Annotated in this window: 20 protein-coding genes, 1 tRNA gene and 1 other RNA gene; 3 read left to right on the forward strand and 19 right to left on the reverse strand. The window is 71.8% G+C overall.

Annotation, left to right across the window (positions count from 1 at the left end):
• Window positions 1-7 precede the first annotated feature (7 nt).
• A complete protein-coding gene (locus H036_RS25240; RefSeq protein ID WP_157416958.1) occupies window positions 8-691 on the forward strand; it encodes a hypothetical protein in 684 nt (227 codons plus the stop codon).
• A 74-nt stretch (window positions 692-765) separates the two neighbouring features.
• Here the strand turns inward: H036_RS25240 and H036_RS0103120 are convergent, their stop codons facing one another.
• The 15 genes from H036_RS0103120 to H036_RS0103185 all read right to left on the reverse strand — a co-directional run bounded on the left by H036_RS0103120 (window position 766) and on the right by H036_RS0103185 (window position 15989).
• A complete protein-coding gene (locus H036_RS0103120; protein WP_017933315.1) occupies window positions 766-1821 on the reverse strand; it encodes an aspartate-semialdehyde dehydrogenase in 1056 nt (351 codons plus the stop codon).
• Window positions 1818-3110, reverse strand: a complete 1293-nt coding sequence (locus tag H036_RS0103125; RefSeq protein WP_017933316.1) for an aspartate kinase — start codon at window positions 3108-3110, stop codon at window positions 1818-1820. Before H036_RS0103125 ends, H036_RS0103120 begins: the two co-directional genes overlap by 4 nt.
• Before the next feature lie 44 nt (window positions 3111-3154).
• Window positions 3155-3751, reverse strand: a complete 597-nt coding sequence (locus H036_RS0103130; protein WP_017933317.1) for a DUF5063 domain-containing protein — start codon at window positions 3749-3751, stop codon at window positions 3155-3157.
• A gap of 67 nt (window positions 3752-3818) precedes the next feature.
• Window positions 3819-4415, reverse strand: coding sequence for a recombination mediator RecR (gene recR, locus H036_RS0103135; protein ID WP_017933318.1), 597 nt, complete (start codon window positions 4413-4415; stop codon window positions 3819-3821).
• Window positions 4416-4433: 18 nt separating this feature from the next.
• Window positions 4434-4808, reverse strand: coding sequence for a YbaB/EbfC family nucleoid-associated protein (locus H036_RS0103140; protein ID WP_017933319.1), 375 nt, complete (start codon window positions 4806-4808; stop codon window positions 4434-4436).
• Window positions 4809-4829: 21 nt separating this feature from the next.
• Window positions 4830-7076 carry a DNA polymerase III subunit gamma and tau gene (locus H036_RS0103145; RefSeq protein ID WP_017933320.1) on the reverse strand — a complete coding sequence of 749 codons (2247 nt, stop codon included), beginning with the start codon at window positions 7074-7076 and terminating at the stop codon, window positions 4830-4832.
• A 150-nt stretch (window positions 7077-7226) separates the two neighbouring features.
• Window positions 7227-7778, reverse strand: a complete 552-nt coding sequence (locus tag H036_RS0103150) for a helix-turn-helix domain-containing protein (protein ID WP_017933321.1) — start codon at window positions 7776-7778, stop codon at window positions 7227-7229.
• Window positions 7779-7804: 26 nt separating this feature from the next.
• Window positions 7805-8878, reverse strand: a complete 1074-nt coding sequence (locus tag H036_RS0103155; RefSeq protein WP_017933322.1) for a peptidase C39 family protein — start codon at window positions 8876-8878, stop codon at window positions 7805-7807.
• A gap of 1 nt (window position 8879) precedes the next feature.
• Window positions 8880-10637, reverse strand: a complete 1758-nt coding sequence (locus H036_RS0103160; protein ID WP_017933323.1) for a dipeptide ABC transporter ATP-binding protein — start codon at window positions 10635-10637, stop codon at window positions 8880-8882.
• Complete coding sequence (locus tag H036_RS0103165) at window positions 10634-11518, reverse strand: ABC transporter permease (protein WP_198289877.1); 885 nt, start codon at window positions 11516-11518, stop codon at window positions 10634-10636. The genes H036_RS0103160 and H036_RS0103165 overlap by 4 nt, the downstream gene beginning before the upstream one ends.
• Window positions 11515-12486, reverse strand: a complete 972-nt coding sequence (locus tag H036_RS0103170; protein ID WP_017933325.1) for an ABC transporter permease — start codon at window positions 12484-12486, stop codon at window positions 11515-11517. Before H036_RS0103170 ends, H036_RS0103165 begins: the two co-directional genes overlap by 4 nt.
• Before the next feature lie 7 nt (window positions 12487-12493).
• Window positions 12494-14134, reverse strand: coding sequence for an ABC transporter substrate-binding protein (locus H036_RS0103175; RefSeq protein WP_017933326.1), 1641 nt, complete (start codon window positions 14132-14134; stop codon window positions 12494-12496).
• 115 nt (window positions 14135-14249) lie between these two features.
• Window positions 14250-15386, reverse strand: a complete 1137-nt coding sequence (locus H036_RS0103180; RefSeq protein ID WP_017933327.1) for a cation:proton antiporter — start codon at window positions 15384-15386, stop codon at window positions 14250-14252.
• Between the two features lie 83 nt (window positions 15387-15469).
• Window positions 15470-15559: signal recognition particle sRNA small type (gene ffs, locus H036_RS24780), an RNA gene on the reverse strand.
• Between the two features lie 91 nt (window positions 15560-15650).
• Window positions 15651-15989: a hypothetical protein gene (locus tag H036_RS0103185; protein ID WP_017933328.1), complete on the reverse strand. Its 339-nt coding sequence runs from the start codon at window positions 15987-15989 to the stop codon at window positions 15651-15653.
• A 38-nt stretch (window positions 15990-16027) separates the two neighbouring features.
• Between H036_RS0103185 and H036_RS0103190 the strand changes: the two genes are divergently transcribed.
• Together H036_RS0103190 and H036_RS0103195 are read left to right on the forward strand one after the other, a co-directional pair.
• On the forward strand, window positions 16028-16492 hold the full coding sequence (locus tag H036_RS0103190) for a MarR family winged helix-turn-helix transcriptional regulator (protein WP_157416960.1): 465 nt from the start codon (window positions 16028-16030) through the stop codon (window positions 16490-16492).
• A gap of 82 nt (window positions 16493-16574) precedes the next feature.
• Window positions 16575-16662 (forward strand) — tRNA-Ser (locus H036_RS0103195).
• Window positions 16663-16770: 108 nt separating this feature from the next.
• Here H036_RS0103195 and H036_RS0103200 read toward each other — a convergent pair.
• The 4 genes from H036_RS0103200 to H036_RS0103215 are packed head-to-tail and all read right to left on the reverse strand — an operon-like array spanning window position 16771 to window position 21099.
• Window positions 16771-17985, reverse strand: a complete 1215-nt coding sequence (locus H036_RS0103200; protein WP_157416962.1) for a S8 family serine peptidase — start codon at window positions 17983-17985, stop codon at window positions 16771-16773.
• The gene (eccB, locus tag H036_RS0103205; RefSeq protein WP_017933331.1) at window positions 17976-19406 is read right to left on the reverse strand and encodes a type VII secretion protein EccB; all 1431 of its coding nucleotides are present in this window, start codon (window positions 19404-19406) and stop codon (window positions 17976-17978) included. Before eccB ends, H036_RS0103200 begins: the two co-directional genes overlap by 10 nt.
• A 12-nt stretch (window positions 19407-19418) precedes the next feature.
• Window positions 19419-20789 carry a type VII secretion integral membrane protein EccD gene (eccD, locus tag H036_RS0103210; protein ID WP_036487154.1) on the reverse strand — a complete coding sequence of 457 codons (1371 nt, stop codon included), beginning with the start codon at window positions 20787-20789 and terminating at the stop codon, window positions 19419-19421.
• A 16-nt stretch (window positions 20790-20805) separates the two neighbouring features.
• Complete coding sequence (locus H036_RS0103215; RefSeq protein WP_017933333.1) at window positions 20806-21099, reverse strand: WXG100 family type VII secretion target; 294 nt, start codon at window positions 21097-21099, stop codon at window positions 20806-20808.
• Window positions 21100-21117 lie beyond the last annotated feature (18 nt).

Raw genomic sequence — 21117 nt, forward strand, 5'->3', positions numbered from 1 at the left:
TCCTCACATGGGGTCAGACGCCGAGTCCGAGGCGAAGCTCGCCGCACCGAAGCTGTTCGGACGCAAGAAGCCAGCCCGTACGCCGGAGGCCGCCACCGAGCACGCTCCTGACGTGGGTAGCTCCGCTGAGGCCGCGGCAAGCCCCGCAGAAAGCCCCGCAGAGGCGGCCAAAGCCGACGACACCCCCGTCCACGCAGCCGTGGCCACGCAGCCGCGCGCGACCGAGCCACCGCGCCCAGCGCGGACCGGGTGGCCAGCGCGGACCGGGCGGGCGCGCTCCGGCGTACCGAGGCCGTCGGGGATGCCCGCGATCACCGGGATGCAGGCGGCCGCGATCACCGGCCTGCTGGTGGGTGCGTTCCTGGTGCTGGCGACGTACGGCGCCCTCAACCTGTGCTCGACCGTCCGCGGCGCCTCGACGTGCGGCGGCCGGGCCGGCTTCCCGCTGCTGCTCGCGATCGGACTCGTCGCCGTGGTGGGCGGCGGCACCCTGCTGCGGGCGTTCCGGGTCACCTCTCCGATGGGCGACAGCTTCCTCGCCGTCGCGCTGGTGACGGTCCTGGCGGTGCTGTTCCTCAACGACCACTACGGGGCGTGGTGGATGATCCTGGCCGTGCCGGCGCTCACCATTGCGGCCTACCTGCTGGCGCACTGGGTGAGCGCGACCTACATCGACCCCGTCGACGACTGACGCCGAGTCATCAGAAATGGCCGCCGAGCTGGCACTTAAGTGCAAACTCGGCGGCCATTTCTGCAAAGACGCGGTCAGAGGCGGGCGGCGACGATCTCCGCCAGCTGCACGGTGTTGAGCGCGGCGCCCTTGCGCAGGTTGTCGTTGCTGACGAACAGCGCGAGGCCGCGGTTGCCGGGCACGCCCTCGTCCTGCCGGATCCGGCCGACGTAGGACGGGTCCTTGCCGGCGGCGTAGAGCGGGTTCGGGACATCGGCCAGCTCGACACCGGGGGCGTCGGCCAGCAGCTCGACGGCGCGCTCGGGGGTCATCTCGGCACCGAACTCGGCGTTGATCGCCAGCGAGTGACCGGTGACGACGGGGACGCGCACGCAGATGCCGCTGACGCGCAGCTCCGGGATGGAGAGGATCTTGCGGGACTCGTTGCGGAGCTTCTGCTCCTCGTCGGTCTCGTTCAGCCCGTCCTCGACCAGGGAGCCGGCGAGGGGCACGACGTTGAACGCGATGTTCGCGACGTACTTCTCCGGCTCCGGCATGGTGACCGCGGACCCGTCGTAAGCGAGCTCGCGGGCCTTGTCGCCGGCTGCCGTCACCTGCGAGACGAGCTCCTCGACCCCGGCCACGCCGGAGCCGGAGACGGCCTGGTAGGTCGAGACGATCAGCCGCTCGAGCCCTGCGGCGTCGTGCAGCGGCTTGAGCACCGGCATCGCCGCCATCGTGGTGCAGTTGGGGTTGGCGATGATGCCGCGGCGCGCCGAGATCACGCCGTCCATCGCGTCCGGATTGACCTCGGAGACAACAAGCGGGATCGCCGGGTCCTTGCGGAAGGCGCTGGAGTTGTCGATCACGACGACACCTGCCTCGACGAACGTCGGCGCCAGCGCGCGCGAGGTGGTCGCACCCGCGGAGAAGATCGCGATGTCCAGACCGCTCGGGTCGGCGGTCGCGGCGTCCTCGACCACCACCTCCCGGTCCCCGAACGGGATCGTCCTGCCGGCACTGCGTGCACTGGCGAAGAAGCGGACCTCGCCGATCGGGAAGCTCCGGTCGAGCAGGATCTGTCGTACGGCGACGCCGACCTGGCCGGTCGCGCCGACGATGCCGATGTTGATCGGGCGGGCGGCACTCATCGTCCGGTACCTCCGTAGACGACCGCCTCGATCTCGTCGGTGCCGAGGGCGAAGGCGGCGTGCGCGGCGTTGACCGCGTCCTGGACCTGGGTCTCGGAGACGACGACCGAGACCCGGATCTCCGAGGTGGAGATCATCTCGATGTTCACCCCGGCGTCCGAGAGCGACTCGAAGAAGCGCGCCGAGATGCCCGGAGCCGAGCTCATGCCGGCGCCGACGATCGAGACCTTGCCGACCGAGTCGTCGTACTGCAGGCGGTCGTAGCCGACGTCGGCCTGCAGCCGTGCCAGTGCCGTCATGGCGGTCTGGCCCTCGCCGCGCGGCAGGGTGAAGGAGATGTCGGTCAACCCGGTCGCCGCGGCCGAGACGTTCTGCACGATCATGTCGATGTTGACCTGGGCCTCGGCCAGGGCTCGGAAGATCGCGGCGGCCTCACCCGGCTTGTCCGGCACGCCGACGACCGTGATCTTGGCCTGGCTGCGGTCATGCGCAACGCCGGTGATGATGGCAGCTTCCATGGTTCGGTCCTCGTTCGTGTTGGACGCTGTGACGTCTTCGGCCCTGACCACCCAGGTGCCCTCCTTCTCCGAGAAGGAGGACCGGACGTGGATCGGCATGTCGTAGCGGCGGGCGTACTCGACGCAGCGCAGGTGCAGGATCTTGGCGCCCTGGGCGGCCATCTCCAGCGTCTCCTCATACGAGATGCGGGGGACCTTGCGGGCGCGCGGCTCGATGCGGGGGTCGGCGGTGAAGATGCCGTCGACGTCGGAATAGATCTCGCACACGTCGGCGCGCAGCGCCACCGCGAGCGCGACAGCGGTGGTGTCGGAGCCGCCGCGGCCCAGCGTGGTGATGTCCTTGGTGGTCTGGGAGACACCCTGGAAGCCGGCGACGATCGCGATCGCGTCCTCCCCCAGCGCTGTCTCGATCCGGCCCGGCGTGACATCGATGATCTTCGCGCGGCCGTGCTCGGCGTCGGTGATGACGCCCGCCTGCGAGCCGGTGAAGGAGCGCGCCTCGTGGCCGAGGTTCTGGATCGCCATCGCGAGCACGGCCATCGAGATCCGCTCGCCGGCGGTCAGCAGCATGTCGAGCTCGCGGGCCGGCGGCAGCGGGGAGACCTCGTTGGCAAGCTCGATCAGATCGTCGGTCGTATCGCCCATCGCGGAGACGACGACCACCACCTTGTGGCCCTGCTTCTTGGCGTTGACGATCCGCTGCGCCACGCGCTTGACGCCGGCAGCGTCAGCGACGGACGAGCCGCCGTACTTCTGGACGACAATACCCACGTCAAGAATCCTCGGGGATGTGCAGGGGAAGGGCCACCGAGATTCTACCGGGGCAGCTCGGCGTCGCCCTCCAACATCTCATTGGCCGCAGCGACGTCCTCGTCCTCACCGGTGAACGGCTCCGCGTCGAGCCGGTCGTGGGCGACCACCATCAGCAGCGCGTTGAGGACGGCGCCGGCCAGGTTGCCCCAGTTGTTGACGTAGCTGAACTGCCACCACCACAGCGCCTCGTCGACGTCGCCACGGCGGAAGTGGCGCAGACCGTTCTCCAGGTCGGCCACGATGCTGGTGACATCGTCGGAGATCTGGCTGATCACGATCTCGGGCTCGTAGGGGTCGAAGACGAAGCTGTAGGTGTCGACGTTGTCCAGGATCCCTGCCAGGCCCAGCCGCAACTCGTCGACGTCGGCCTCCTCGCCGACGTCGGGCTGATACTCCTCACGCGGCTCGAAGTCCTGGTGTGCGCCCAGCCGCGCGCCGGCGAGCAGGACCTGGCTCACCTCGAGGAGGAGCAGCGGTACGGCGCTGCCTGCGTTGCCCTCGGCCGCGATCGCCCGGACCGCGATCAGGAAGCTCTCCACCGAGTCCGCGATCTGGGTCGAGAAGTCCTCGCCCTCGCTGGTGGTCACCGTCGTGGTCATACCCTCGTCAGCCTTCTTTCCTTGCGCCCGGCCCTGAGCCTGGTCTTGCACCTGGTCTTGCATGTGGTCACTCTGCGGACCTTCGACCGACGAATGCCCGTCCGAGAGTGACCTCGTCGGCGTACTCCAAGTCTCCGCCCACAGGTAGCCCACTGGCCAGTCTGGTCACGCGCAGGCCGAGCGGGCTCAGCTGCCGGGTGAGGTAGGTGGCGGTGGCCTCGCCCTCGAGGTTGGGGTCGGTGGCGAGGATGACCTCGGTGATGGTGGTGTCGTTGAGCCTGCCCAGCAGCTCGCGGATGCGCAGCTGGTCGGGTCCGATGCCGTCGATCGGGCTGATCGCGCCACCGAGCACGTGGTAGCGGCCCTTGAACTCGCGGGTGCGCTCGATCGCGACCACGTCCTTGTACTCCTCGACCACGCACAACACGGTCGGGTCGCGGCGCGGATCGCGGCAGATCCGGCAGGTCTCCTCCTCGGAGACGTTGAAGCAGATCGAGCAGAACCTCACCCGTTGCTTCACCTCGACCAGCACGGTGGCCAGCCGCTGCACGTCGGCCGGGTCGGCCTGCAGCAGGTGGAACGCGATCCGCTGCGCGCTCTTCGGCCCCACACCGGGGAGCCTGCCGAGCTCGTCGATGAGGTCCTGGACAACGCCCTCGTACAACTTCTGCCTTCTTCTCTACTACTGGAAGCCGAGCTGGCCGGGGGTGCCGCCCTGGCCGAGGCCACCGGTCAGCGGTCCCAGCGCCTGGCCGGCGAGCGCGTCCGCCTGCGACTTGGCGTCGCGGTAGGCGGCGACGATCACCGCGGCGAGGTCCTCGAGCTCGTCAGGGTCGTTGCCGTCGAACTCCCCCTGCCGGATCTCCAGGCCGACGAGCTCGCCGACCCCGTTGACCTTGGCCTTGACCGCGCCTCCGGCGACGGTGCCCTCGACGAGGGTCTCGGCGAGCCGGTCCTGGGCGGAGGCGAGCTGCTCCTGCATCTGCTGTGCCTGCTGCAGCAGGGCGTTGAGGTCCAGGCCTCCGCCGCCGAGTGCGTCGAACGGGTTCTGCGTCATGTCGTGCTCCCTCGCTGCTGCCTACTGATGGCGGATCTCTTCGATGATCTGGGCGCCCAGCTCACGCTGGAGCAGCTCGGCCCCGCCGAGCTGGTCCTCCTCGAACGGCTGGTCGTCCGGCCGTACGTCGGCATCGCGAGCGGCCAGCTCGGCGGCCGCCCGGCTCTGCTCCTCGGCATGGTCCGGGACGCCGCTGCCCACGCGGGTGGGCTGGATCGCCTCCCGAGCGGCACGCGAGGCGTCGTAGGAGGACGTGGGCTGCGCCGCCTGGCCCACCGCCTGGCCCGGCTCGTCCCACGGGGGCGGCGCGTCCTGGGCCGAGGGCTGAGGCGCCTCGTCGGGCTCCGGCGGCACGCCGTGGTCGTCCCACGGAGGGGGCTCCGGCGCGGTCTGCGGTGTCGGCGCGGGCGCCTGGGCCTGCTGTGCCTGGGGCCCGTGCTGAGCCTGCGCCTGCTGGGTCTGCGGCACGGCGCCACCGGGCGCGGTCCCCTGGTCGACGATCGCCTCGATCCGCCAGCTGGCCCCGATCGCGTCGGTGATCGCCTGCTTCAGCGGCGGCTCGTGGTTGCCTCTGGTGAACTGCTCACGCAGCCCCTGGGTGGCGAAGCCGATGGTGAGCACGTCGCCCTCCAGCCCCATCACCTGGGCGTTATGGCTGACGAGCGTCCAGGTGGCCTTGCGCAGCTGGCTCAGCTTGCTGACGACCTCGGGCCACAGGCGCCGGGCATCCACGACGCTCATCCCGCCAGAGGAGCCGGAGGATCCGGAGGAGGCCGGCGGCGCGGCGGGCGCGGCTGCGGCAGGTGCGGCAGCAGGCTGGTGCACCGGGGCGGGCTGCTGCGCGGGGGCTGGCGCCGGCTCGGTAGCGGCCGGCGGAGCGGGCTGGGGCGGCGACGGTCGCGAGGCCGGCTCCGACGAGGCAACCGGCTGGGCGGGCCGGGCGGCGGGCGCCGCCTGTGCGGCCGGCCGGACCTGCTCATCGCTGGGCGCGCCGACGGACGGCCGCAGCACCGGCCGGTCCTGGGCGGGCGGCGCTGCCGGGGCGGCAGGGGCCGGGGTCGGCACACCGGTGACCGAGAGCCGGCGCTCGACCCGGTCCAACCGGGCAGCCAGGCCGTCGACGCCGTGGTCGGCGCCGGGCAGCAGCACCCGGGCGCAGATCAGCTCCAGCAGCAGCCGCGGTGCGGTCGCACCGCGCATCTCGGTCAGGCCGGTGGCGACCAGGTCGGCGGCCCGGCTGAGGTCGTGGGCGCCGAAGCGGGTCGCCTGTGCGACCAGGCGCTCCCCCGCGTCCTCGGCGACGTCGATCAGACCGGTGGCGGGCGCGTCCGGGACCGCGGAGACGATCACCAGGTCGCGCAGCCGGCGCAGCAGGTCCTCGGTGAAGCGACGGGGGTCCTGCCCGGTCTCGATCACCTTGTCGACCACGCCGAACACCGCCGCACCGTCACCGGCCGCGAACGCGTCGATCACCTCGTCGAGGAGGCTGTCGGGCGTGTAGCCGAGCAGGCCGGCCGCCAGGTCGTAGGTGACTCCCTCTGGGCCGGCGCCGCCGAGCAGCTGGTCCATCACCGAGAGCGTGTCGCGGGCCGAGCCGCCGCCGGCGCGCACCACGAGCGGCAGCGCCGCCGGCTCGACCCGGACCTGCTCCTTCTCGCACAGCTCGGAGAGGTAGGCGGTCAGCAGTCGCGGCGGGATCAGCCGGAACGGATAGTGGTGGGTGCGCGAGCGGATGGTCGCGATGACCTTCTCCGGCTCGGTGGTGGCGAAGATGAACCGCAGGTGCTCCGGCGGCTCCTCGACCAGCTTGAGCAGGGCGTTGAAGCCCTGCGTGGAGACCATGTGGGCCTCGTCGATGATGTAGACCTTGTAACGGCTCCGCACCGGGGCGAAGAACGCCTTCTCCCGCAGATCGCGCGCATCGTCGACGCCACCGTGCGAGGCCGCGTCGATCTCGATCACGTCGATGCTGCCCGGGCCACCCCGAGCAAGATCACGGCACGAATCGCACTCGCCGCACGGGTCGGCGATCGGTGCCTTCTCGCAGTTGAGCGTCCGCGCCAGGATGCGCGCCGAGGTGGTCTTGCCACAGCCGCGCGGGCCGGAGAAGAGATAGGCGTGGTTGACCCGGTTGTTCGCCAGGGCAGCGCGCAGCGGCGTCGTGACGTGCTCTTGGCCGATGACCTCGGCGAACGTCTCGGGCCGGTAGCGGCGGTAGAGGGCGAGCGGCCCCGGCGAGCCTGCCCCCGACGATCCAACGGAGTCCACGCCTGAACAGTAGACGACCGAGTGAGCGACAGCGCGAGCGAGGAACGAGCTCGGGCGCTGGCCGTGAGTGAGGGAGACAGCGCGCGGAGCGCGCTCACGACCGCCCCTGACAGCCGGTAGGCGGCGGTCACCAGCGGGCAGGCCGCGCCCTCACTCCGTCGGCATCGACACGATGGTGAGGAGACGGGTCGGCTGCGAGCCGACGGCGTACGCGTGCTCGGTCTCGGCCGAGAACCGGACCGCCTCCCCGCTGCGCAGCTCGACCACCGCGCCGCCCACCTCCAGCTCGAGCGAGCCGGTCAGCACGTAGGCCCACTCCTCCGAGGCAAGCCCGTGCGGGGCGCTCTCGTGCCGGTGCCTGGCGGGGAACATCGACTCGTAGAGCTCGAAGCGCCGCCTGTCGGTGGAGCCGAAGAGGGTGCGGGCCGCCACGGTCGCAGCATCGCCCTCGAGCGGGCCGAGCACCTGCGGGTCGTGCAGCGGCACCCGGCTGAGGTCGGCGAAGGACATCCCGAGGGTCTGGGCCAGCCCCGCCAGCACCTCGACCGTCGGGTTGGCCAGGCCGCGCTCCAGCTGGGAGAGCAGCGCGGTGCTCAACCCCGACCGGGCGGAGAGCTCACGCAGGCTCAGCCCAGCGGTCCGCCGGCCATACTTCAGGTTCTGCGCGATCGCCGCGCGAATCTGGTCGGCCGCCTCGCTCACCCGTCACTCCTGCACGCTCTCGGTGTTCACTGAGCCGCGACGATCACCGCAGCTCGGTACGCAGGGTGCCCGTACCAGGCCAGCTTGTCCAGACTTGCCGACGGGATCGGCAGGTCGCGGCCGTCGACGTAGGTCTCGCCAAGGTGCGCGTCGGTCCACGGGTCGTGCGCGAGGAACACATCGCCGACGACGTCGTGCACGGCGATCCAGTGCGGGCAGCTGTCGGCGTGCATGCCCTGCTCGTCGATCAGCACCAGCGGGATCTCGTCGCGCTCCACGGCGCGGCGCAGGTCCCGCACGTCGTACGCCGTCGCGTCCGGGGCGAGACCGCGCTCGGCCAGCTCGGTGCGGAAGCCCTCCTGGATGAAGCGCCGCAGCTCGCGGCTCTCCTCGTTGGCCGCCAGCTCGAGCAGCGTCGGCTCGGTGGTGGAGAGCAGCACCCGTACCGCGGCACCCTCATCCGCGGCCGCCAGGCCCAGCCCGAGCGGGTCGCAGCCGTCGCCGGTGGTGGCCCGCCGCCACAGCGCGAGCTCGCGGTGACGATCGGGTTCGCCCTCGAGGCCGAGCCCGGCCAGGGCCATCTGCAGCGCGGCCGGTCCGCAGGTGAAGTCGGTGGTCTGCCGCATGTAGGGCAACCGCCGTCGCGGTCCCGCCTCGCGCCAGCGCACCTGCCCCCCGGGCAGCCGGTCGGCGGAGGTGACGGGGGCACCCCAGCGCGGCAGCGCCATCTCGACGTACCCGCGCGCGAGCGAGCGCTCCCAGCCCGCGTCCCGCGTCCAGAACTCCCGCTTGACCGCCACCGCGCCCTCGGACCAGGCCCGCTGCTCCACCGCGTCGAGCAGCGCCGCCTCGTCAGCCGGGGTCTCGGCGATGACGTCGACGAGCTTGCGGTAGGCCGTCAGCGGCCGGTGCACCTCGAAAGCCGTCGCGACCCGGCGCCCGGCCCGGGTGGCGACCACCAGCGTGCGGACCTGGGCGGCCCCGGCGCGGTCCCAGCGCGTCCGGACCTCCTCGGGCAGCTCGGCGGTCCAGGGGGCGGCGACGCTCAACGCGCCGAGCACCGGGAGGAGCTCGACGTGGGGCGTGGCAGGGAGGTTCATCTCAATCCTCGGTGCGATGGGCGGACGGAACGGAGGCCAGCAGCCGCTGGGTGTAGTCCTGCTGCGGTCGGGCCAGGACAGCGTCGGTCGGACCGTGCTCGACGACCCGGCCCGCCCGCATGACGTAGACGCGCTGCGAGACCTGCCGCGCCACGGCCAGGTCGTGGGTGATGAAGAGCAGCGTCAGGTCGAGCCGCTGCTGGAGGTCGCGCAGCAGGTTGAGCACCTGCGCCTGCACCGACACGTCCAGCGCGGAGACCGACTCGTCCAGGACCAGCAGATCGGGCTCGACCGCGAGCGCCCGGGCGATCGCGACCCGTTGGCGCTCACCACCGGAGAGGGCCTTCGGCCGTCGACGCGCGTACGCCGCCGGCAGACCGACCAGCTCGAGCAGTCCCTCCACCAGCTCCGCAGGGCGGCCGGCCGCGCGGAGGGTCTCGCGCAGGGTGGTGCCGATGGTCAGGCCGGGGTTCAGCGCCGAGTAGGGGTCCTGGAAGACGATCTGCACCCGCTGCGCTCGTCCGTCCGCTCCGCCGGCCAGCTCGATGCTGCCACTGTCAGGGTGCTCCAGGCCCACCACGCAGCGTGCCAGCGTCGTCTTGCCGGATCCGGACTCACCCACCACGGCGACGGACTCGCCCTGGGCCACCTCGAGGCTCACGCCGTCCAGTGCCGGGGTCTCGGTGCCGTGGAAGCGCCTGGTCAGGTCGGCGACCCGCAACAGCGGCACCGCCCCGGTCGCCCCGATGACCTCACCGGTTTCGGGGGACTCGACAGGCTCGGGCCGAGGGCCGTCGACCGTCGGACCGACCGGGTCGTCGAGCACCTCACCGGTCCGCACGCACGCGGCGGCGTGACCCGGGCCGATCGCGACCAGCGGCGGCGCGGCCGCCACGCACGCGTCCACGGCCAGCATGCAGCGTGGGGCGAACGCGCAGGCAGCGCCGACGTCGTACGGCTGCGGGACCGAGCCCGCGATGCTCGCCAGCCTGGTGAGCTGGCGGTCCAGGGGAGGCTCGCAGCCCAGCAGCCGGGCGCTGTAGGGGTGGCCAGGGGTGTCGAGCACCGCCGCGGCCGAGCCCTGCTCGACCAGGCGGCCGGCGTACATCACCAGGATCCGGTCGGCGCGGCTCCGTGCGACGCCGAGGTCGTGGGTGATCAGGATCAGCCCCATGTCGCGGCTGCGCTGCAGCCCGGCGATGAGGTCGAGCACGTCCTTCTGGGTGGTCACGTCGAGCGCCGTCGTGGGCTCGTCGGCGATCAGCACCTGCGGGTCGGCGGCCAGGGCTGCCGCGAGCGCGACCCGCTGGCGCATGCCGCCGGAGAGCTCGAAGGGGTACTGCCCGGCGACCCGCTCGGGCAGCCCCACCTCGGCCAGCAGCGTCGCCACCCGCGCCGAGCGTGTGCGCCGCGACCCGGTCAGCCCCCAGCCGATCTGGTCACCGCAGCGGTGCACCGGCGAGAGCGAGGTGAAGGGATCCTGCAGCAGCAGTGCGATGCCGCCGCCGCGGATCCCGCGCCAGCCAGTCTCGCCGGCGGCCAGGTCCAGCTCGCGTCCGCCGAGGAGCATCGTCCCGGCGGCCCGCACCCCGGACGGGAGCAGCCCGGTGAGCGCCTTGGCGGTCATCGACTTGCCGGAGCCGGACTCGCCGACGATGGCCACCGTCTCGCCCGGATCCAGGGCCAGGTCGACGGGCTCGACCAGCCTGCCGCGCGGACCCAGCACGGAGAGCCCCGTCACGCTCAGCAGCGCACTCACCGCTCCACCGCCTCGGAGTTGAGCCGGCCCTCGAGCCAGTCACCGACCAGGTTGACGGCTGTCGCGGTCGCGATGATCAGCAGGCCGGGCACGATCGTCACCATCGGGTTGGACCCGAGCAGGTCGCGGCCGTCGGCGAGCTGGCGCCCCCAGTCCGGCGTACCGGGCGGGACACCGAGGCCGAGGTAGGAGAGCGAGGAGAACGCGACCAGCGCGAAGGCCACGTTGAGCAGGGCGTTCGCGACCACGATCGGGAGGACGTTGGGCGCGATGTGCCGGAAGAGCACGCGCGGCCCGGAGATGCCGCTGACCCGTGCGGCCTCGATGTAGGGCAGCGGCCGCTGCTCCATCACCGCCGCCCGCACCAGCCTTACGTCGGAGGGCGAGAACAGCACGATCAGCACCACCGCCGTCACCCAGTAGCCGCCGCCGAGGACCCCCGCCACCACGATCGCCAGCAGGGTCGCGGGCAGTGCCAGCAGGAGGTCGGTGTAACGGCCGGCCAGGAAGTCGAGCGACCCGCCGCGGTAGCCGGCGGTACCACCCAGCACGACGCCGATCAGCATCGAGCCGAGCGCGACCAGGATCGGGCCACCGAGCGCGGACCTGGCCCCGGCCAGGGAGAGCGCCAGCACGTCGCGACCGAGCTGGTCGGTGCCGAACACGTGTCCCTCGACACCGGTCCCGACCGGTCCGAGCGCGACGTTCTGCGTCAGCGCCCAGTCCATCACCAGGGGGTGCAGCAGGGCGGCGATCACGACCAGCGCGAGGACGACCATCGCGGCGATCACCGTCAGCGGCGGACGGCGAGCGGCCACGGTGCGAGGCGTGCCAGAAGTGTCAGGAGTGCGCGGTGTGCGCGCTCGGGTCAGCATGCTCATCGGTGGCTCACCCGCCCCCGCAACCGCGGGTCGACGAGCAGGTAGACCACGTCGACCACCACCGCGCTGAGCGTGACGATGAGCCCGACGGCGAGGGTCAGCGCCTGCACGACCGGGAAGTCCTTGAACTCGACCGCGTCCTGCATCAGGGCGCCCGCGCCCGGCAGGGCGAAGGTGACCTCGACCAGTACGGTCCCGCCGAAGAGATAGGCCAGCAGCAGCCCGAGGCTGGTCACGATCGGGACCGCCGCGTTGCGCAGGACGATCCGCAGTACGGCGCCGCGCCCCAGCCCGCGACTTCGAGCGAAGACGACGTAGTCGGCGTCCAGCTCGCGCGCCACCGCCGCTCGGGTCAGCTTGACCACGAACGCAGCCAGTCCGATCGCCAGCGTCAGCGCCGGCAGCGCCAGGTGCCACAGCCCGTCGAGCAGGCCGTCACCGGTGCCGTAGAACGGGAACCAGCCCAGCCAGACGGCGAAGACGTAGAGCAGCAGCAGGCCGACGGCGAAGGCGGGTGCGCTGACGCCGAGCACCGAGCCGCTGACCAGGATCCGGTCCAGCCAGCTGCCTCGGCGTACGGCGCAGGCGATGCCGGCCGCGACACCACCGACCACCGAGAGCACGAAGGCAAGCCCGCAGATCGCCGCGGTGACGCCGATCCGGTCGCGGATCAGGCCGCCGACGGGCTCACCGGTCCGGATCGACCGGCCGAAGTCCCCGTGCAGGGCCGCCCGGAGCCAGCCGGCGTACTGGACGACGAAGGGCTGGTCGAGGTGGTACTGCCGTCGTACGGCGGCCAGCGACTCGGGCGTCACCTGCCGGTTGCCGAGCAGGTTGCGCGCGATGTCGCCGGGCGCCCAGTAGATCAGGCTGAAGACGACCACGGAGAGCACGAACAGCAGCGCGACCGCACCCAGCAGTCGGCGCAGCGTGTAGGCCACCAGCGGCCGCGCCCGGCCCTCGCTCACGGGGTGCTCACTTGGCCGCGTAGACCGAGCCCGGCCAGTTCCCGAGCAGCGTGTACGACGAGTAGTCCTGCACGCCGATGCTGTCCCGGAAGGCCGTCGTGGACTGGCCGTACCAGAGCGGTGCGTAGGCGAGGTCGGCCGCCTGGGCGGCCTGCGCCTGGATGATCAGCTGCGCGCGCTTGGTCGGGTCGGTCTCGGCGGCCTGCTGGGCGAGCAGCTTGGTGACCGCGGCGTTGGAGTAGCCGGCCGGGTTGCCGTCGGCGAGGAACCAGCTGGCCAGCTCGGCGGCGTCCCCGGTGGTGTTGAAGTACCACATGTACGCCAGCGGCTTGTTGGTCTCGGCCAGCCACTGGTCGATCGAGCGCTCCTTGACGTTGATCGTGATCCCGAGCGGCTTGAGCGCGTCGGCGAAGGAGAGCGCCGCGGTGCCGAGCTGCGGGCCGGTGTTCGGGTAGGACAGGTCCACGCTGAACCCGTTCGGCACCGAGGACTGCGCCAGCTCGGCCTTCGCCTTGGCCAGGTCGAAGTCGTACTGCGGGATGGCCTGCAGCTGGGTGGTCGCCTGCTCGGGTGTCCACACGCCGCCGAACTGCTCGGGCGTGGAGAGGCCGAGGGCGACCTGGCCGTGACCCTTGAGGATGCTGTCCACGATCGTCTTGCGGTCGATGGCGTAGGCAACCGCCCGGCGTACGTGGGGGTCGTCGAAGGGCTTCTGCTTCAGGTTGAGGATCAGCCCGACCCAGGAGCGGTCGGCAGCGGAGACGACGCGGGTCTGTTTCGAGCCCTCCCACTGGCTGACCTGGGCGAGCGGGACGTTGAGCGACATGTCCGCCTTACCTGACTGCCAGGCCAGCAGCCGGGTGCTGTCGTCGGGCACGAACTCCACGCTCACCTCAGCGACCTTGGGGGCGGTGCCCCACCAGGCGTCGTTGCGGGTCAGGGTCAGGTGGGAGTCGGGCTCGAAGTCGGTGACCTTGTAGGGACCGGAGCCGATGGGCAGCGCTGCCTTGGTGCCGACGTCCTTGCCGTGCTGGCTCCAGTAGGACGCCGGCATCACCCACAGGATGTCGGTGTTCGTGGTCGCCCACAGGAACGCCTGGTCGGCGGTCTTGGTCGTGATGGTGACCTCGTCGGCGCCGGTCTGCTTGTAGCCGGCGAGGTTGGACCAGTACGAGCCGGTCGCGGTCGAGATCTTCGGGTCGGAGGCCGCCTTGATCGAGGCGACCACGTCCGCCGGTGTGACCGGCGAGCCGTCGTGGAAGGTCGCGCCGGCACGCAGCTTGAAGACGTACGTCGTCGCGTTCGGCTGGGTCCAGCTCTCGGCGAGGGCCGGCACGATCTTGCCGGTGGCGTCCACGCCGGTCAGCGACTCCAGCACCGGGGCTGCCAGGTAGTAGTTGAGGATGCCGCTCTCGATGCCCGGGTAGAGGTTCGAGAGGGTGCCGGGCAGGGAGACCCGCAGCGAGGCGATCGCCTTGCCGGTGTCGACGCCGGCGCTGGCGTTGGCGCTCGACGTGCTGGCGCTGCCGGGTGCGCCGGAGCCGCATGCCTCGAGGAAGCCGACCAACGAGAGCGCGCCGGCGCCCAGTCCGAGGCCCTTGAGCAGACCGCGGCGGCTGAGGGCCCGGTCGGGGAGAGCAGGGGTCATCAGGGGGCTCCTCTGGCAGCGGGGCGAACGTTTCCGTCTACTAAGTAGACACAAATGATGAGGTTTAGTTAACGCTACCGCAAGCCCTCAACCGCGTGACTTTCGTCCTGCGGGCTCAGCGGACCATCCCCGATCGGGCCGCGACACCTCCTCCGACCACCGCCAGCGCGATGGTCACCAGCGCACCGAGCATGAGCGCGGAGGCCTCCCCTGCCCGGAGTACGCCGAGCTGGGTGCCGACCGTCGCCGCTGCGACAGGGACGCCGAGCTGGGCGGCCGCGAGCAGGCCGAGCGGGACCGGCTGACCGAGGAGGCGGCCGCCGATGACGTGGGTGAGGGCGGCACCGACACCGAGCGCGATCCCGAGCCCGATCATGCCCGGATGGGTGCCGAAGTCGCGCAGGTCCAGACTGGCGCCGAGCCAGATGAAGAACAACGGCCCGAAGAAGCCCTCGGTGAGCGCGAACAGCTGCTTGGCCAGCCGGCGCGGCTCCCCTATCGCGGTCACGGCCAGGCCCAGCGCGAAGCCGGCCAGCATGATCGAGACATGGGTCCGCACGGCCAGGGCGGCCAGGGTGAACAGGATGACCAGCTGGACCCTCAGCTCGACCGCGAAGAGCCGGCTCTCGGAGACGGCGTGCACACGACGGCGTACGCCGTTGCGCTCGAGGTGCCGCAGCCCGAGATAGGCGACGATGGCCGCGGCGATCACCGCCACCGCCCCTCCCGCCGCCCGGAGCGCGTGGTGCGGGTCGATCACGAGCGGCAGCGCCACGATGCACGCCGAGTCGGCGACGGCGATCTGCGGCAACAGGCCGAGCACCTGCGGGCCGACGAGGCCGATCGAGTCCACGATCGGCAGGATCAGGGCCGCGCTGGAGGAGGCCAGCAGGACGGCATAGAGCGCCGCATGCGGTACGCCGAACGCGAGCGCGGCCAGCCAGCCGCCGAGGACCGCCAGCAGGCCGACGGCGACCGCGCGAGCCAGTCCCCTGCGCAGCGCCGGACGAAGCGCCGGATCGCGGACCGGCACGTGGGTGCCGGCCACGAACATGACCAGGGCGAAGCCGATGTCGGCGAGGAAGGTGAAGGTCGGATCGGTCGAGTCGAGGTAGCCGAAGCCGGTGCGACCGATGACGATGCCGGCGATCAGCTCACCGAGCACGACCGGCAGGTGCCAGCGCCGCGGGAGGGCCAGTGCTGGGCCGAGCAGCCCGATCAGCACCACCACGGCCAGCTGCGTGAACGTCATGGCCGGACGCTAGACCCTCGTCGCACCGGCCGGGTCCTACCGGGAAGACGGAGGCGGGGCGGAGCAGGCGGGGATGGAAATGCAAAGGCCCCCCACGTACCCGACAGAGCTCTCCTACCCTTGCTGCCTTCCGGCCCTGGGGGATTCGGCGAGATGCCGCCACATGGGGGGTTGCGGAGGAGTCTAGGTGAGGCTGCCGCCGTCACCCAACCCGGCGTCGATCCTGGACCGAGTTTGCCGAAATGGCCGCCGAGTCGGCACTGCTCAGCGCAGCACCAGGAACAGCCCGATCGCCGTCGGCAGCAGGCCCAGCAGGAGCCAGGCGTTGCGCGGATCGTGCCGGTGGATGGCCTGCCCGGCGATCACCGCGGCGACGCCGAAGAGCCCGGCGATGATGCTCAGCCCGATCTGGCCGCTGCGCTGGTCGGTCATCAGCGCAGCGATCACGATGCCGACGCACAGGTGCGCGATGGTGAAGACGGTCAGCACCGAGAGCACCCAGCGCTGCACGTGGGTGAGCGCCTTGTCGTTGACCGGGCGCACGGGGTTGTTCGGATCCATCAGGTGACGCGGGCGCTTGACCGGCTTCTGCGGGCTTTCCACGTATTAATTTGTACACCAACTATTGGTACACTCACAAAGTGACGTCCAAGACACCTCCCCCGGCGCTCCCCGGCGTGGAGGACCCGCTCGCCCTCGACCAGCAGGTCTGCTTCGCCTTGGCGATCGCCGCTCGCTCGGTGATCTCGCTCTACCGGCCCGTGCTCGAGCCGCTGGGCCTGACCCACCCGCAGTACCTGGTGATGCTGGCGCTGTGGGAGCGCGAGCCGCGACGCGTCGGAGAGCTGGCCGGCGCGCTCCAGCTCGATCCCGGCACGCTCTCGCCGCTGCTCAAGAGGCTGGAGTCCGCGGGCTATCTACGTCGTGAGAAGGATCCGCAGGACGAGCGGGCCCTGGCCGTCGTCCTCACCGAGCGGGGCCGCGCGCTTCGCGAGGACGCGCTCGCCATCCCACCGACCATCGTGGAGCGGCTGGGCATGCCGGTTGAGGAGCTGCTCGACCTGCACCGCCGACTCACAGCGGTGATCGCCGCCGCCACCGGCTGACGCTGCGCGGCGGATCGCTGCGAGGCGGGCCGCTGCGCCGCCCGATTTCCGGCGACTGTCACGCACCGGTAAGGTACGCGACGGATCTGTCGCCTAGTGGCCTATGGCGCTCGCTTGGAAAGCGGGTTGGGTTAACGCCCTCGGGGGTTCGAATCCCCCCAGATCCGCCACCAGAAGAGCCCCTCCTCGGAGGGGCTCTTCTGCGTCCTGTCGATGGCGCCCGTCGATCTGGGTCGGCCAGCGGTTCTGATGGCCGCGAGCCGAGCGCCGGCTGACTCCTACGGTCGCCGCGGAGGCATCCGGCCCCGCCGCGACAGCACCGGCCGCAGCACCAGCGCGAGCAGCAGCGCTCCCCCGCCGAGCAGCCCCCACCAGACCGACAGGTGCCGGGTGCCGGCGAGCACGTCCGGCCGCGCCGGCGGGACTGAGGCCCGGTCGTCCGGTGCCGCCACGGCGTCGGTGGACTGTCGGCCCGAGGGCATCAGCGTCAGCGGCCGGGTCAGCGCCTGGTAGGCCTGCACGATCCCGGCGCCGGCGAAGTCGGTGCGCACGTCGGTCCGGCCCGAGGCCGTGTCCTCCAGCCGGGCGACGAGCTCGGCCGCGCTCGCGTGCGGGTACGCCGAACGCAGCAGGGCCAGCACCCCGCTCACCTCGGCTGTGGCCCACGACGTGGCCACGTCGCTGAGCAGGCACGGCGACCCGAGCAGGCTCAGCGTGCGGAGCCCCGCCGTCGGCGCACTGATGTCGGTCGCGGAGTTGGCCAGCACCGCGGCCGCGGTGTCGCCACCGGGCGGCGCGACCGCGCTGACGCCGACAACTCCGTCGTACCCGGCCGGGAAGTAGCGCGTCGCGAAGTCCTCGCCGCCGACGTAGGCCGACGGCACGCCGGACGCCTGCTGGACCCGGTTGCCGGTGGAGGCGACCACGACCACGCCGCGCTCGCGCAGCGTCGCGATGTCGGCGGCGACCTTCGGGTCGTCGCCGATCTCCAGCGATGCGTTGACGATGGAGACGTCCCACTCGGGATGCGCGACCAACCCGTCGAACGCGGACCGCACGCCCGCCGCTGACACCTGCGGGCCACCCGGAGAGTCCTCGGGGGAGTAGACGCGGAGATCGAGGATCCGGGCCGACGGGGCGATGCCGGCGATGATCCCGGCGACGGCGCTGCCGTGGAAGTACTCCGGGGTGCCTTCCGCGCTGCCGGCCGCCCGGGTCACCCCAGCGCCGACGCCGGAGTCGACCACCGCGACGGTGACCTTCGCACCCGGCTGCGTACCGCGAGCGCGTAGCCACTGCTGGGCCTGCGGCACACCGATCTGTTCCAGCGGCCCGTGCGCCGGGACGTCGAGCAGCGTGGAGCCGCTCGGCTGGGTCGCCGAGACACCGCTGCACTCCGGCAACCGGTCGGCCGCCTGCGCCGGGGCCCCGGCCACCAACGGCGTCAGGACGAGCGTCGCCGATACTGCCAGTGCGGCGGATCTCAGGAGCACGATCCGGCCCCGGTGCCGGCTGTGCTCTCGGCCTGCGGCGGAGTCTCCGGCGAGCACAGCGCCAGCGCGCTGGAGAGCGGAACGCCCGCGCCGAGCACCTTGATCCAGGAGTCCGGCACCAGCGGCGCCCGGTAGCTGCCGAACCCGAGCCTGGCCAGCGTCTGCTCGTCCTGGATCGGATAGGCCTTCGCCCGGTCGTCGACGATCCAGACGTTGCTGCTGGTGGTTTGCCCCCAGTCACCGCTGCGCACGAGCGCGCCCGCGCCGGGGTCGGCGACCGGATCAAGTTGGCCGGCGTCGGGCGAGGACCAGGCACTACCGTGCGGACCCCCCGCCAGCAGCACGTACGGCGCTGCGCCCGCCTTCGCGACCAGCTCGCCACACGCAGGACCGTCGAGCGACTGCAGCGTGGCAGTGGGCCACTGGGCGTCCGCCCAGGTCGGGGCGACCTGCGCGACGCTGGGGAGCTGGCCGGTGCCGGCTTCCCGCGGGCCGTTGGGGGTGAGCTCCGCGGTGATCGTGTAGATCGCTGCCGCGAACGCATCCAGCGGCGCTGGTCCGTCGGCGGTGAGTAGGAAGACGCGCTTGGTGCTCGTCACGGTGGCGAAGTCGCCGATCCTGGCGTCTCCGGCGATGCCGCCCTGGCCGGCGTAGGAGACCGGCTGACCGACCCGTGAGCCCAGACCGAAGCTGGCGAATCCGAGCGTGCCGCCCGCCGGGAAGAGCGCGAGCCAGCTGTCGGACACACGGGCGGCCTGCGCCTCCTGCGGCAGGCCGACGGCTTCAAGCAGGTTGTCCTCGCCGCGGATCCTCGGCACCTGATAGCGCCAGGCATGATGGTCGGCGCCCACGGCCACGACCCAGAACGTCTTGCCGTCCGCTGTCACGGTGGTCCCCGACCCGGCGGCGACGGAGACGGCGGGTCGGCGGGCGACGGCGACTGAGGCGCCCGCACCGTCCGCCGTACAGGCGGTCCAGCCGGACTCCACGAACACGCTCTCCGTGGGGAGCTGCTGGGGCGCTCCCAGGATGCCGATGTCGTCACCCGGGATCCGGCCGTCGAGGGTCTTCTGCGACACGATCGTGGGCGTGACGTGGGCCCCCAGGATGAGCTGGGCTGAGGTCACGTTGATCACCGGCCGCAGCGCGGCGCCCTGCGCGGTGATGACGTAGCGCTCACCGGTCTGCTTGGAGATCACCAGACCGGGCTTGTCCCAGTCGGTCTGGGTGCGCGGCGCGAGCACCGAGGCGATCGCCGCACCGGCGACCAGCAGCAGGGCGAGTGCCGCGCCGCCGACGATCGTGCGACCCGGCCGGGACGGCTCGACCTCGCGGCCACCGGGCGCTCCGGAGAGGAAGGCCGTCACCAGCCGGCGGCGGCTGAAGGCATGCGCCTCGACCAGGTCCTTCTTCGTCGTCATCGCCGACCGGCCTCAGACCGAGACCGAGCCGAAGACGCCGCTGGCCAGCACCAGCAACGGGAGCAGCAGGATCAGCGAGGCCGACTCGGCCACGTCGCCGAGCCGACCACGACGCACCGACGGCGTCGCGGGCAGCATCGTCGTGGCGAGCACGACGGCACCCATGGCAGCCAGCACCACCGCGGTGGTGGGCCGCCAGGACGGGTGCAGCCACAGCGCTGCGACCGCGGTGACCGCGAGCGCGAGCACCCCGAGAGCGAGGCCGACGAGCACCTCGCTGCCGGTGCGGTACTGCCGGGTGCGGAGCATCACCGCTGCGCAGGCAGCGACCGCCAGGAGGGTGCCCCACAGTCCGAGGCTGACCGCGAACGGCGCCACCAGCACCAGCAGCACCCCGACGGTGGCGGAGATGCCGACCAGGATCTCGTGGGCGATGCGTGCGTCCGCGGCGACCCGGGACGGGTCGATCGTCGCGGGGTCGGCGGTGATGTCCTGCGGGGAGTAGAGCCGGTCCACGTCCGTCGAGGTCATCCCCAACGCGAGCCACGGGAGGACGCCGCCGGCGAGCACCACCACGACCAGCACGACGGTCAGCACCACCGCTGCGTCCCAGTCCGTGGCTCGTACGACGAGGCCGACGGCGAGCAGGGTCGCGCCGACGACGGCTGCGGGCAGCAGCAGGGTGCGGCCCTCGACTGCGAGGCCGAGCAGGCCGATGAACCCGACCAGAAGAACGGCGCCACCGGCGGCGGCCAGCGGCACGCCGAGCACCTCCTCGCCAGGTCCGGCGGCACTCCAGGCGAGCGTGAAGCCGCCGACCGCGCCGTAGACGGCGGCCAGCCACGCGACCGCGACCGAGGCTTCGGGCTCCCGCTCAGCGCGTGAGAGCACGACCGCGGCACCGATCAGCACCACCGCGACGACGCCTGCCGCGACCCCGGCGAGCCGCGACTCGTGCTGCACCAGCAGTGCGACGGCGCCCAGCAGCAGGAACAGCGCGCTCGCGACCAGGGCCGTCATCCGGCTCTGCTCGGGCTGCCAGGGCTTGAGCTCGCGCTCGACGACGTCGGTCATCGCCTCGACGACGTCGTCGTAGACCCGGGGGGTGGGCTCCTCGACACCGGCGCTCAGGGTGAGCACGCCACCATCCTCGATGCCCTGGCTGATCAGGCCGGAGTCGAGGGCGAGCCGGCGACCGTCCGGCAGGACGAGCCGGTAGCCGCCGTAGACGGTCGCGGCGTCGAGGAGGCCGACGCTGCGGGCGAGCTCGGGAACGAGCTCCGCAACGGGCACAGCGCCGGGCAGAACGAGATCTACCCGGCGCGTGCCTGAGGCAACCGTGACGCGGACCAGCCCGGAGGCGGCCGTTGGCGCTTGTGTCATCGAGGAGGCGTGCGGATCAGAAGAACCCAGCGGCCTTCTTGTCACCCGCCGCGTAGTTCTCGCGGGAGGTGAGCACGTTGTTGTGGGCGTCGGTCATGATCTGCTGCATGTCGGCGATCTGGGTCGTCCACTGCGCGTGCGCGGTGTCGAACGCCTCGCGCGACTGACCCTCCCAGCCGGCGCCGAAGATCTTCTCGAGGTTGGACTTGAGGTCGTCGAGCCGTGACTGGATGGAGCCGTTGGCGGTCTTCATGTCGGTCGCCATCTGCTCGAGGTCGGCACCGGCGACGCGGATCGTCCCGTCAGACATGTCGTGTCTCCTTCTCTT

Origin of the sequence: Nocardioides sp. Iso805N (genome assembly GCF_000364605.1) — a bacterium.
Lineage (GTDB): Bacteria > Actinomycetota > Actinomycetes > Propionibacteriales > Nocardioidaceae > Nocardioides.